Annotated in this window: 12 protein-coding genes; 6 read left to right on the top strand and 6 right to left on the bottom strand. The window is 31.0% G+C overall.

The annotated features are described in order from the left end of the window. Positions 1–21: 21 nt before the first annotated feature. Positions 22–555 carry a GNAT family protein gene (locus IUY40_RS00435; RefSeq protein WP_195734924.1) on the bottom strand — a complete coding sequence of 178 codons (534 nt, stop codon included), beginning with the start codon at positions 553–555 and terminating at the stop codon, positions 22–24. A gap of 55 nt (positions 556–610) precedes the next feature. Then, complete coding sequence (gene dapF / locus IUY40_RS00430; RefSeq protein WP_195735254.1) at positions 611–1,393, bottom strand: diaminopimelate epimerase; 783 nt, start codon at positions 1,391–1,393, stop codon at positions 611–613. 134 nt (positions 1,394–1,527) lie between these two features. Between dapF and IUY40_RS00425 the strand changes: the two genes are divergently transcribed. Both IUY40_RS00425 and IUY40_RS00420 read left to right on the top strand, forming a co-directional pair. Further along, a complete protein-coding gene (locus tag IUY40_RS00425; RefSeq protein WP_195734923.1) occupies positions 1,528–2,934 on the top strand; it encodes a trypsin-like peptidase domain-containing protein in 1,407 nt (468 codons plus the stop codon). A gap of 239 nt (positions 2,935–3,173) precedes the next feature. Further along, complete coding sequence (locus IUY40_RS00420; RefSeq protein WP_195734922.1) at positions 3,174–4,622, top strand: glyceraldehyde-3-phosphate dehydrogenase; 1,449 nt, start codon at positions 3,174–3,176, stop codon at positions 4,620–4,622. Positions 4,623–4,822: 200 nt separating this feature from the next. Here IUY40_RS00420 and IUY40_RS00415 read toward each other — a convergent pair whose 3' ends face one another. Both IUY40_RS00415 and IUY40_RS00410 read right to left on the bottom strand, forming a co-directional pair. Beyond that, positions 4,823–4,990, bottom strand: a complete 168-nt coding sequence (locus tag IUY40_RS00415; protein WP_195734921.1) for a hypothetical protein — start codon at positions 4,988–4,990, stop codon at positions 4,823–4,825. A gap of 433 nt (positions 4,991–5,423) precedes the next feature. Beyond that, positions 5,424–5,882, bottom strand: a complete 459-nt coding sequence (locus IUY40_RS00410; protein ID WP_195734920.1) for an Lrp/AsnC family transcriptional regulator — start codon at positions 5,880–5,882, stop codon at positions 5,424–5,426. 201 nt (positions 5,883–6,083) lie between these two features. Between IUY40_RS00410 and ald the strand changes: the two genes are divergently transcribed. Next, positions 6,084–7,202 carry an alanine dehydrogenase gene (gene ald, locus IUY40_RS00405; protein ID WP_195734919.1) on the top strand — a complete coding sequence of 373 codons (1,119 nt, stop codon included), beginning with the start codon at positions 6,084–6,086 and terminating at the stop codon, positions 7,200–7,202. Between the two features lie 123 nt (positions 7,203–7,325). Here ald and IUY40_RS00400 read toward each other — a convergent pair whose 3' ends face one another. Continuing rightward, on the bottom strand, positions 7,326–8,735 hold the full coding sequence (locus tag IUY40_RS00400; RefSeq protein ID WP_195734918.1) for an amino acid permease: 1,410 nt from the start codon (positions 8,733–8,735) through the stop codon (positions 7,326–7,328). Between the two features lie 475 nt (positions 8,736–9,210). Between IUY40_RS00400 and IUY40_RS00395 the strand changes: the two genes are divergently transcribed. The 3 genes from IUY40_RS00395 (at position 9,211) to IUY40_RS00385 (ending at position 12,315) form a co-directional block, all read left to right on the top strand. Then, a complete protein-coding gene (locus IUY40_RS00395; RefSeq protein WP_195734917.1) occupies positions 9,211–10,311 on the top strand; it encodes a glycosyltransferase family 9 protein in 1,101 nt (366 codons plus the stop codon). 92 nt (positions 10,312–10,403) lie between these two features. After that, entirely contained in the window at positions 10,404–11,876 is a 1,473-nt protein-coding gene (locus IUY40_RS00390; protein ID WP_195734916.1) for a serine hydrolase domain-containing protein, read from the top strand. 73 nt (positions 11,877–11,949) lie between these two features. Further along, complete coding sequence (locus IUY40_RS00385; RefSeq protein WP_195734915.1) at positions 11,950–12,315, top strand: DUF1801 domain-containing protein; 366 nt, start codon at positions 11,950–11,952, stop codon at positions 12,313–12,315. A 55-nt stretch (positions 12,316–12,370) separates the two neighbouring features. Here IUY40_RS00385 and IUY40_RS00380 read toward each other — a convergent pair whose 3' ends face one another. Next, the gene (locus IUY40_RS00380) at positions 12,371–13,561 is read right to left on the bottom strand and encodes a peptidoglycan endopeptidase (RefSeq protein WP_195734914.1); all 1,191 of its coding nucleotides are present in this window, start codon (positions 13,559–13,561) and stop codon (positions 12,371–12,373) included. Between the last annotated feature and the right edge of the window lie 356 nt (positions 13,562–13,917).

The following is a 13,917-nucleotide window of genomic DNA, read 5'->3' as shown; positions in this document are numbered from 1 at the left end:
AATTGTCTAAAAAACAAATATTTAAAATTTATTGTTTATTAATTGAAACATTGCTTCATCCTGGTATACACCGTTAACTAAAAGCCAATCTTTTTTTGTTCCAATTTTTTCAAAGCCAAATTTAGTAAAAAGTGCGTTACTTGCTTCGTTTTTAACACCAATATTTGCATATAATTGATGCAAATTAAGATGATAAAAAGAATACTTAATTAATAACTCTAAAGCCTCTGAACCAATATTTTGGTTCCTTTTTTCATTATCCTGAATTACAATTCCAATACCTGCCCTATTATTTTTAGGATCAAAATCAAATAAATCAACCAAACCAATGGCAGGAAAATCCTGATCTTGACAAATAGCGAGTCTTAATTGCTTGGCTTCATAAATATCCTGCTGTGCATTTTCTAGATACTGCTTTATCAAGAATCGACTATAAGGCGTTTGAGTATTACTTACCTCCCAAATCCTAAGATCGTTTTCGACTGCATAAATAAACTCTAAATCATTAGGTTCTAATGCTCGTATATAAATGGTATTCCCTTTTAATGTTATCATTTGATGTTTTTAGTTAGTCTTAGACCTTCCCCTACTAATATTTTAGGAACTCTATCTAGATTTCAATTGTCCCTTTAAATACAAATTCAGCAGGTCCTTTAAGAAAAACATTTGTAAAATGTTCTCCCATTTTTTCAAAAGAAACTACTAGCTTACCTCCTTCAACATTTAAGGTAATATTTGTTTCATTTGTTTCTCCTATCGCATTCATGGCTATTGCAACTGCTGTAGCACCTGTACCGCATGCGAGTGTCTCATCTTCTACCCCTCTTTCATAGGTACGTAATGAAAACGTTTTATCATCTATTTTTTTTACAAAATTGATATTGCTTCCTGATTTACCATATAAATCTCCATAACGTATAGCAGCTCCTTTTTCTTTGACATCATAATGTTCTAAGTTATCTACTAATTGTACATGGTGCGGAGAACCTGTATCTAAGAACGTATAATTTTCAAATTTATTTACTGCATCAACATCTATCATTTGCAAAGAAACGATAGAATCTGGAGCTATTGTAGCATGATGTAAACCGTCTGTTGCTATAAAGGTAGTTTCATTCTCGATTACATTAAGCTTTTTAGCAAATGCAACGAGACATCGACCACCATTACCACACATTGAACTTTGATTTCCATCAGCGTTATAATACACCATTCGAAAATCGGTTTCAGAATCGTTTTCTAATAAAATAAGTCCATCAGCACCTATTCCGAATCTTCTGTCGCACAACCGTTCAATTAATTTTGCATCTTTCTTTGGGAAAAAATCAGAGCGATTATCAATCATTACAAAATCATTTCCGGTTCCCTGATATTTATAAATTTCTACTTGCATTATTCTTGAATTATTAACTACAAAAGTACGAACTATTAATGAAATGTTAATCATTGTTAAAGAGAGTTAAACCACTTTACTTCAGATTTTTTTTGATATAATTTTATAATAGATAACTTAAACACTGATCAACTATGAAACGATTTTCAACCTTATTTTTAGTATCCCTTTTAAGCGGTGCTACTACTCTTGGAGCATACAAGTTCTTATTTGATAATAACGGTTCTTTTCTTGGCAAAAAAAATCCAATTGTAACTGTTGCTCCAAATTCTTACTCTAAACAAGTTGGACTAGGATTAGCTGCCGAAACTGTAGATTTTACTGCAGCAGCAGATAAAACTATACATACAGTAGTACACGTAAAAAATGTATCTCGCAGAACTGTTACTAATCCGATGTTAGAATTTTTTTACGGTTATGGAGGTCAACAAACGCAAGAACAAGTTGGTACAGGATCTGGTGTAATTATTTCTGCTGACGGATATATCGTAACCAATAATCACGTTATAAAAAATGCTACTGAGATTGAAATTACTTTAAACAATAAAAAATCTTATACAGCAAAACTTATTGGAACAGATTCTAAAATGGATATTGCTTTATTAAAAATTGATGCAGATGAAAAATTACCTTATACTGTTTTTGCAAATTCTGATTCGGTAAAAATTGGTGAGTGGGTTTTGGCAGTTGGAAATCCATATAACCTCACTTCTACAGTAACTGCTGGGATTGTTTCGGCAAAAGCAAGAAATTTAGACACAAACGGAATCCAATCTTTTATCCAGACAGATGCCGCTGTAAACCCAGGGAATAGCGGTGGTGCATTAGTAAATACAAGAGGAGAATTAATTGGTATCAATACTATGATTTCATCTACAACAGGCTCTTATGTCGGATACTCATTTGCTGTTCCATCTAATATTACTAGAAAAATTATCGAAGATATAATGGAATTTGGCAATGTTCAAAGAGCGATACTAGGTGTTGAAGGTGGTGAACTTAATAATATTGCCGCAAAAGAATTAGGTATATCACAAACCCAAGGTTTTTATATCAATAAAGTGACAAAAAAATCCGGAGCTGAAAAGTCTGGTCTTCAAAAAGGAGATATCATTGTAAAATTAGACAATCAAGACATTGCTACTTATGCCGATCTTTCTGGATATATTAATACAAAAAGACCAAATGATGTAGTTCAGGTAACTTATATACGTGATGGGAAAAATAAAGTAATTCCTGTTACTTTAAATAAAAACGAATTTTTTAGTACTGAATTTAAAGGAATCGAATTAGAAAACATTGATGGTATTGACAAAAAGAAGTTTGGCATAAACTATGGTGTGAAAATAAAAGCACTTACAAACGAAAGTCTTAAACAATATAACGATGAATTAAAAGGCAACATTATATTAAGTATAGATAATGTAAAAGCAACAAATATTGAAACAGTCTCAAAGCTTTTAAATCAAAAAGACGAAAATCAAAGCATACGAATGGAAATGATTAATAAAAACGGAGAGGTTATTCGAGTTATCATCTAATACATTTTATTTTTCAAAACTAAAGCCATCTTAATTTACAAGATGGCTTTTTTATTTCTTTTGATATATGATTTAAGTTTTTGTTATTACAAGATCCTATTTTGGTTTTATTGAGAGAAAATGTTTTTATGTAAGTTTCTAAAATAAATCATAAAATAGGCTACGAAATCGATTGAATTGGGTATTTTTGCGCCAAATTGTAAAAACCAAAGCTGTTTTATTTTTAGAAATTTTCAACTATGAGCAAAAAATCATTGTACCAAAAAGAAGTATCATTTCAAGTCGACAGACGAAAAGCCGGAGTAGAATTGATTAAAATCATAAGCGATTTATGGTATGACAAATCCATCGAAATGGTTTTATTTAAAAATCAATTACTGGACAAAAATGTAAGCGACATTATTAACCTGCATCAATATGCAGGAGAATTTGTAGGCAAACCCATTACTATTTTTGACTCTGTCGAAATTGCAAGAGTTGTTTTATCTCTAAAATTACCACCTGCAAAAATAGATATCGGAAAGTTAACTTATGAATATCGTTTAGAGGATGAAAAATATCCAGATGCCCGCCATTTTGTAATTGAGAAACTTAAAGAAGCTAAATCAACTGAAGAAATTCAACCAAAAGATGTTGTTCTTTATGGTTTTGGAAGAATTGGGCGTTTATTAGCAAGAGAATTAATGTCGAAAACAGGAAAGGGAAATCAATTGCGATTAAGAGCTATCGTTATTCGTGACAAAAATGAACTTGCAAATCTTGAAAAAAGAGCTTCTTTATTAAGATATGACTCAATTCATGGAGACTTTCAAGGATCTGTAGTTGCTGACCCTAAAAATAATGCACTATTAATTAATGGAACTACAGTACATGTTATTTCAGCAAATTCTCCTGAAGAAATTGACTACACGCTATATGGTATTAACAATGCCTTAGTAATTGATAATACTGGTGCTTATACAACACAAGAAGCTTTGAGCAGACATCTAGTTTCTAAAGGCGTTGACAAGGTTTTACTTACTGCTCCCGGAAAAGGAGTTCCTAATATAGTACATGGTGTAAATCACAACGAATATAACCCCGATGAGAATGATATTTTCTCAGCTGCATCTTGTACCACAAATGCTATTACTCCAGTTCTAAAAGCAATAGAAGATACGCTAGGAGTTGTAAAAGGACATCTAGAAACTATTCATGCTTATACTAACGACCAGAATCTAGTTGATAATATGCATAAAAAATACCGCCGAGGGAGAGCTGCTGCTTTAAACATGGTAATTACCGAAACTGGCGCAGGAAGCGCAGTTGCAAAAGCACTACCAACACTTGAAGGAAAATTAACATCGAATGCAATTCGTGTTCCTGTTCCTAATGGCTCACTGGTTGTATTGAATCTTGATGTAAAAAAAGCAACTTCGATTGCTGGAATCAATAAAATAATGAAAAAATATGCGCTTGAAGGCGAACTGGTAGAGCAAATAAAATACTCTTTGAATACTGAGTTGGTTTCTTCTGATATAATTGGTACTTCGGCACCATCTATTTATGATAGTAACGCAACAATAGTTTCTAAAGACGGAAAAAGTATTGTATTATATATATGGTATGACAATGAATTTGGCTATAGCCACCAAGTGATTCGATTGGCTAAATATATTGCCAAAGTAAGACGTTTTACCTATTACTAGCATACAAACAACCAAAACCAACTTTTTTCAAAACCATCAAGATTCCTTGGTGGTTTTTTGTTTGATATCTGACTTAAGATTACCCCCCTTAATTCATTCATCATATTTAATTTGTTGCTGTTTTAAATGTAAATAATGGTTTTCCTAAGGTTACTTCCGGAGCTACTTTCATTAAAAAAGTATCTCCAATTTTTATGTTCTTACCAAGAAAAAAAAGGATTAGAAGTATGTGTGTAGAAATTAGAAAAAGTAATACTTAGAAATTTTAATTTTCCTGCTCTATCGATTTTTATATCCATAACAGTTACAATTTCTTCATAAGATTCATGTACTCTTTTAGCATAAAAGACTTTCTTTTTAGAATACATAAAAGGGAGAATGTGTAATTCAGTAATATTACCACTATTTAATCTATCACAAAATACACTTCCAATGCTACTTGTGATAAATTTATCTTTTCCGTTTATTGTATACCAATAAATTTTACCCCGATAATTACCACCTAAAGAAATTAAAAATCCTTTTACAATATATTTTGGTTATTTCTTAATGCTACTATATATTTTACAGAAAAAATGTGAGGGATTACTATAGAAGCAATTACCATTAATAAAGAATTCACAAAAATCTCGCTAGAGTTCAAATAAATTGATGTACCCAAAAAAGATAAAAAAACTATAATTCCAGGACTTGAAAAAAAAATAGCAACAAATAAATATTTTCCGATCCTGACTATCTAATGGTTTTGTTCGATATCTCATTTCTGTTTGTTTTTTTCGAATATAGAAATTTTACTACAAATTAAATCGGAAAAATTGTTGTGCTTTTTACTTCAGATATTACAAAAACAGTATTGATTAGAGAGACTTCAGGTAAAATTGATAATTTTTTTTGATGAAAATGATGATAGGATTCCATATCAGGAATGATAATTTTAAGCATATAATCAAAATTTCCAGAAACATAATTACATTCTACAACTTCGGGTAAATTCAAAATAGATTGATTAAATCCTTCCGAAGTATCATATGTTTGTTTTGCAAGTGTAACTTGGCAGTAAACAGTAAGATTATTTCCTAATTTTTTTTTACTTAAAATAGCTACATATTTCTCAATAACCCCCTCTCTTTCAAGGCGTTTAACTCGATCATGAACAGGCGTAAGAGACAAATTTATTCTATTTGCTATGTCCTTTAAAGTATGACGCGCATCTTCTTGTAAAAGGCGTAGGATTTTTTTGTCAGTTTCATCTAAAAGCATAGTAAAAAGTGTTTCAAATAATTATTAATAATCAGTCATTTTTTCTTTTTAAAGTCGTTAAATGCTCCTCAAAAAGAATATTTTTTTGTAAAAATATTAAATAAAAACAATATTTTCTTAATTATAATCATATTATCAATAATATATCCTCTATATGTAGCTTTGTAAAACAAAATTAACAAAAACAAAAAAACTTAAAAAATGATAATAGGTGTTCCAAAAGAAATTAAGAATAACGAAAACCGTGTAGCTGTTACACCAGCTGGAGTTTCTGAAATGAAAAAACATGGGCATGTTGTTTACGTTCAAGCTACTGCAGGCTTAGGAAGCGGATTTAGTGATGAGGAGTACACAGCTGCCGGAGCACAAGTTTTAACAACTATTGAAGAGGTATATGCTATTGCTGAAATGATTATTAAAGTAAAAGAGCCTATTGCCTCAGAATATGATTTAATTAAAAAAGATCAATTATTATTTACATACTTTCACTTTGCTTCATCAGAGCCATTAACTCATGCTATGATTGAAAAAGGAGCCATATGTTTAGCTTACGAAACTGTTGAAAAAACAGATCGTAGTTTACCTTTATTAGTTCCAATGTCAGAAGTTGCTGGACGTATGTCTATCCAACAAGGAGCTAAATACCTTGAAAAGCCATTAAAAGGAAGAGGAATTCTTTTAGGTGGTGTTCCTGGCGTTCCTCCTGCTAAGGTTTTAGTACTTGGTGGCGGAATCGTAGGTACTCAAGCTGCAAAAATGGCTGCTGGTCTAGGAGCTCAAGTTACTATTATGGATGTAAGTTTAGCACGTCTCCGTTATTTAGATGATATTATGCCTGCTAATGTAAATACAGAAATGTCTAATCAATATAATATCACTAAAGCTATTGCTGATGCTGACCTAGTAGTTGGAGCAGTTTTAATTCCGGGAGCAAAAGCACCTCACTTAATTACTCGTGATATGCTTAAATTAATGCGTCCAGGAACGGTTGTTGTAGATGTTGCTGTTGACCAAGGTGGATGTATTGAAACTTGTACACCTACAACTCACGAAAACCCAACTTTTATTATTGATGATATTGTACATTACTGTGTAGCTAATATGCCTGGAGCTGTACCTTACACATCTACACTTGCTTTAACAAATGCTACTCTCCCTTATGCTTTACAATTGGCTAACAAAGGATGGCAAAAAGCATGTAATGAAAATGAAGAATTGAGAAAAGGTTTAAATATTGCAAATGGAAAAATTCTTTACAAAGGAGTTGCCGAAGCTTGGAATCTTCCTTATAATGAAGAATTAGTGTTAGCAAACATATAATTGCTAGCATTATACAAGTGCTTACTACACTAAAAAACCCGTCATAAGACGGGTTTTCTGTTTTTATACAAGTTTATTTTAGTTTTGTTTCAAGTTTTAATTAAAAACAAACTTCAACTTTTATTACTCTTTTGGCTTGGTTAAATAATACACAGGAATTCCTGTTAGCATAATTAATACACCCCAACCACAAGTAGAGAATTTGGTAAACAACAAACAAATACAAATTGCCGACGCTACTAAAATATACAAGAGTGGCAAGAACGGATAGCCAAAAGCTTTATAAGGTCTTTCGGCATTTGGCATTTTTTTACGTAAAATAAAGATTCCGTAAATAGTCAAAATATAGAAGATCAAAACAATGATAATCACAAAATCAAGTAAATCTCCATACTTTCCAGTCAAACACAAAGCCGAAGCCCAAATACATTGTGCCCATAAAGCCCAAGCAGGAACACTAGACTCATTTAAGACTGCTGCTTTCTTAAAAAACAAACCATCCTTGGCCATTGTATAATATACTCTGGCACCTGCCATTATTAAGCCATTATTACAAGCAAAAGTCGAAATCATAATCATAATTGCAATGATTAATGTTCCTATATTTCCAAAAATATATTGCGATGCCACAACTGCTACTCTATCTGATTTTGCTGTAGCAATTTCATCCAAAGGAATAACTGCCAAATACATTAAGTTCGTTAAAACATATATAATTGTAACTATAAAAGTTCCTAAAAACAAACTAAAGCCAACATTACGTTTTGGATTTTTAATTTCACCCGCAATAAAAGTCACGCCATTCCATGCGTCACTAGAAAATAAGGATCCAACCATAGCAGCCGAAATACCAGTAATTAATGCAGTTCCTCCAATTGGGAGCCAAGATTCAGTATCAGCATCAAAAGCACGTGTAGACCAAGCATCTGCCCAATTGGCATCCCAAATAGAAGCTTTAGCGCCTAATGTTAATCCGAAAACGATTAATCCTAAAAGTGATAAAATTTTAATAATCGTTAAAACTGTCTGTAATATTTTACTGTTTTTAACTCCACGACTATTAATATAAGTTAAGAAAACAATCGTAACGATAGAAACCAATTGAGCCGCATTCAAACGAAAACTTCCTATCTCTAAAAGTATATTTTCATCACTAAAAGGCTCATATAGATAGGCTGCAAATTTTGCAAAAGCCACACCTACAGCTGCAATTGTACCTGTTTGGATAACTGCAAAAAAGCTCCATCCGTACAAAAAAGCTATTAATTTGTTGTAGGCCTCTTTTAAGTAAACATACTGCCCTCCTGCCTTTGGAAACATAGCACTTAGCTCTCCATAACTCACTGCTGCAATAACTGTAATTAATCCCGAAATTAGCCATATCATAGTTAGCCAACCAGCTGACCCCACTTGTCGAGCAATATCGGCACTCACTATAAAAATTCCTGAACCTATCATAGATCCAACTACAAGCATAGTCCCATCTAATAATCCGAGTTCTCTTTTAAAATCTTCTGGTTTGTTTTCTTGCATATGTTTTATTTTTTCGTTAGCTAAAGATATACTTTTTTTAGAAATCTTAGTTTTTAGATCATTGATTTTTAGTTTATATCGTAATCATCATTTTCAGCTTAAGTCACAATCTCAAGCGGAACCTAACCTAAGCTTTTTCGACAACAATACAAAATATAAAAATTGATGAATAATCTACTTGCTCTATTATCCTTAGCATCCAAGAACTTAATTATAAGATAACTAATACTTTACCAATAATTGTTTTAAAAAAAATAATTTCGTTTAATTATATAAAAAAAAACAAAAATTACGTAATCAATCTATAAATGACTTAGTTAAATTTACATTAAGTAGATTATGAAATATATTCATTTGGTCAATAATAATAAAACTAAAATGAGTTCTAACAATTTGCTCTTAGTTCTTTCTATTCTTTTGAGTTACCATTTATTCTTTTTAACACAAAATAAGTTTAATAAATAATATTTATACCATGAAAATCTTAAAAAGCATAAACGTAGTAAGACGCAATTTAATGCATCATTTAACTAAAAATATTGGCAATTCAAAACTCAATAAGGAAGGCGAATCAACCATTAAAGCCGAAATTAAAAGGATATTAATTTCCAGACCAAATGCCAGATTAGGGAACCTTTTATTAATTACCCCACTATTAGAAGAAGTCACAAACACATTTCCAGGGTGCAAAATAGACTTATTTGTAAAAGGAAATTTAGCTCCTATATTATTCAAAAACTATGATAATGTCGATAAAATAATCCAATTACCTAGAAAACCTTTTAAAAATTTACTCCAATATATTAAAGTTTGGATATCTATTCGAAAAACACAATATGACATAGCTATTAATGTTGATAAAAATTCTTCATCTGGAAGACTTTCTGTCAAATTTTCAAATTCAAAATTCAAATTCTTTGGGGATCCTACTACTGAAGACATTCAATTAAAATATAACGATTACGAGCATATTGCAAAATATCCTATATATAACTTCAGAAGCTATTTAAGCGCAATAAACTTTATCCCTAACAATACTTCTATTGGTGCACTAAATCTCAAATTAAGTAATTCGGAAATTATTGAAGGAAAAAAAGCATTAAATAATATAGTCAATAATGATAAAAAAACACTTTGCATATATACCTATGCAACTGGTGATAAATGTTATTCAGAATTATGGTGGGGAAAATTTTATAAAAGGTTAAAAACCAAATACCCTAATTATAATATTATTGAAATTTTACCAATTGAAAACGTCTCACAAATTAACTTCAAAGCACCATTTTTTTACAGTAAAAACTTACGTGAAATCGGAGCGTTAATTGCAAATACTGAAGTTTTTATTGGAGCCGATTGCGGAATCATGCACCTAGCTAGCTCTGTACAAACACCAACAATTGGGTTATTCTCTATTAGTGAGCAAAAAAAATACGAACCTTACTACAATCATAGTATAGCCATAAATACTAATAAAACTTCTATTTTACAATCCATCAAAATTATAGCATGCATGATTAGTCAAAACTTGTCACTTCGAGTTACCACTACGTCAAAAATTACTGCTTTATATTAAACAAAATAGTGGCTTTTAGTAACTATATTAAATTTTAATCGTCTATTACTAATATATGCTTAAAATATAGTAACCAAAAACCATCAATCAACATGAAAAAAAAATCAAATCACTCTTTATTTAAAGTACTTGTTTTTAGTCTAATTTTTCAATTAATCTTAGTAAATACAAGCATTGCACAAACCAAAGCTGACAAAATAAATGAACTTCTAAGTTTATATTCAAAATATGACCAGTTTACAGGAACTGCTCTTGTAACTCAAAACGGAAAGATTATCTATAAACAAGGCTTTGGATTTGCTAATATGGAATGGAAGATTCCTAATGAAACTAATACAAAATTCAGATTAGGCTCTATTACCAAGCAATTCACCGCCTTATCAATCCTTCAATTGGTTGAACAAGGAAAACTTAAACTAGATGTGCCAATATCTACTTATCTTCCTGATTACTCTAAAACCAACGGAGAAAAAATAACCATTCATCAATTACTTACACATACATCAGGAATACCCAATTACACTTCGTTTCCTAATTTTTCCTCAGATATTAGCCGAAATCCATATACACCAGAAGCTTTCATAAAAACATTTGCCGATTTACCTCTTCAATTCAAGCCAGGAGAAAAATTTGCTTATAGCAACTCTGGTTACTTTGTATTGGGATATATCATAGAAAAAGTTACTGGAAAAATATACGAGCAATATTTACAAGAAAATATCTTCCAGCCTCTTAAAATGAATGATTCTGGATATGATCATCATAGTGTCATTTTAGAAAATAGAGCTACTGGATATGAAAGGAATAAAAAAACCTATATAAACTCAAGTTATATCGACATGTCTCTTCCTTATGCTGCTGGATCTCTATACTCGACTGTAGAAGATTTATACTTATGGGATCAGGCTCTTTATTCTGAAAAACTATTATCAACTAAATACAGAGAGCTATTATTTGGAAAATACATTCCTGCTGGACCATCATCTAATTACGGATATGGTTGGTTTATTGAAGATGTTAACATTGGAAAATCAGATGAAAAAGTACAAATTATTGAACACGGCGGAGGAATAAATGGATTTAATACCTTAATTACGCGTATCCCATCATCTAAAGATTTGATCGTGTTATTAAACAACACTGGCGGAGCTAGCCTTAATGAAATGTGTAAGGCTATAAGAGCCATTTTATATGATAAACCATATGACATGCCTAAAAGATCTAGCGCTTATGCTCTTCTGGATGTTATTCAATCTCAAGGACTGGAAGCTGGATTAGCAAAACTAAAAGAACTCAATAAATCTGATGAATACGCTATTAAGGAAAACGAAATGAACAGTGCTGGATATCAATTATTACAATCAGGAAAAACTAAAGAAGCTATAGCTATTTTTAAAATAAATGCTGATACTTTTCCTAAATCCGGAAATGTATATGATAGTCTGGGAGAAGCTTATTTAAAAGACGGAGATAAAAAACTCGCTATCTTAAATTATAAAAAATCAATACAACTTGATCCAAAAAATGAAAGCGGAAAGAAAACATTAGAAGAAATATCTAAATAGTACCTTTGATAAACTACATTAGAACAGCCGCAATTTGACAAAGTTGCGGTTTACTTTTATAAAACTAAAAATTATGATAAATTCAAAACCTAAAACCATTGATGAATATATTGCTGGTTTTCCTGTAGAGATTCAGGAAATATTAGAACAAGTTCGGCAGACAATTAAAAGAGCTGCTCCAAATGCTGAAGAAAAGATAAGTTACGCCATTCCAACTTTTACGCTTAATGGTAACTTAGTGCATTTTGCAGCTTTCAAAAATCACATTGGTTTTTATGCGTTACCTTCAGGAAACGAAGCTTTTCAAGAAGAACTTTCTGTTTACAAATCAGGAAAAGGATCTATTCAGTTTCCATTAAACAAGCCTATGCCTTTAGATTTAATAACTAAGATTATAAATTTGCGAGTTAAACAAAATTTAGATAAAATAAAAAAGTAGATTTTTTTGACTGAATAAATTCTATAATATGCTCAAATATATCTTAGAGACTATCTTATTGCAAAACGCGATTAACTTGCGTAAAGTTTCTTTCGTAATATGCCTCTTTTGTAGATGACACTATAACCCCGCGCTGAACTGAAGAATGAATGAATTTGATTTCACCATCGTTAGCCTCTATTACCATTCCAACATGATTTATCTGACGCCTCCCATTAGTTTTAAAGAAGATTAGATCTCCTTTTTTAGCTTCTTCCGAAGCAATTTTCACTCCAACACGAGATTGTTCAATAGAACTTCTAGGTAACTTAATATCTAAACTACCAAATGTTGTTACTATTAACCCTGAACAATCAAACCCTGATCTAGTTGTTCCTCCAGTGCGATAACGCACACCCATATTTTCAGTTGCATTTAAAACCAATTGGTTTAATAAATCTGAATCATGAGTAAACTTTACGTTTTCAGTTGTTACTGTGTCCTTAGTATCAGCTGTTGCTACTGCTGTAGCAACATTAGCATCTATTGAAGTTTTAGCTTCTTCTGGTACATCTTTCTTCACATAGGTACTTGAAGGATGAATTTTCAAAACTGAACCAACTGGTAATTTATTTTTTATAAATGGATTTTGTTTTTCCAATTCCACAACTGTAAGTCCAAATTCCTTTGCAATTCCATATTTAGTTTCTTTAGGTAGAACCTCCCGTACAATTTCAGCCCCTAAAGCTTTTTCAACTATCTCTGGCTGAGTCGTTGTGGCAACAACCATATCTTCTGTTTCAACTGATTTAGAATCTGCTATTCTGATTGGCTTAGCATTAGCTGGAATTATAATTTGCTTTCCTATTTTAAGCCCTTCACTTTCTAATTTTGGATTGGCCTTTTTTAATTCTTCGACTGTTAGTTGATACTGTTTTGAAATCCCGTATAATGTTTCTTTTGGTAGAATTTCATGTGTAGTTGTTTTCTGAAGACTATCTGTATTACTAGCAATTGCTTCTTTGTTCTTTGTTACTTTATTAGTAATCTTTTTCTGTGAACTTGGAATTAGCAAAATTGAATTTAGTTTCAATAACTTACTTGCTTTAGGATTTAAATCTAGGATGTCTTTTACTTTTACATTATATTTTTTTGCTATTACACTAACATTCTCTCCTTCAGAAATTTTATGCTTGGTATATTTTTCTTGTGAAAAAACTCCAAAACTAAAAAAAAACAATGCTAATACTAGTACAAAACTTTTCATGCTTATTCAAATTACATCTGCAGATTCTATTTAATTCATTTAAAAAAAACAACAATCCAATTACTTAAAAAGCTAATTTAATTTTTTAAACTAAAAATCACTAATTTTTAACAACTCTTTATATTCAAATTAACAAAATTCGCATAAAAAATAATCGTTCTATATTAATTCAATTGTTTTTTACTAAAAAACTGTACTCCTTTTAAACAAAGAATAAACATTTTAAAACAAAGCCTACCTAATTGGTAGTTTTAATAGAAAACTAATCTCTGAAATTGAATCTTTTGATTTAACTACTGAAAAATGACAAACCAAAGGTGAACTATTTTATGGTATAAGCAAACCTGCTATTACTC

Origin of the sequence: Flavobacterium sp. ALJ2, from assembly GCF_015594725.1 — a bacterium.
In the GTDB taxonomy this organism is placed as follows: Bacteria; Bacteroidota; Bacteroidia; order Flavobacteriales; family Flavobacteriaceae; genus Flavobacterium.
This window is presented reverse-complemented; position numbering and strand designations above follow the sequence as displayed.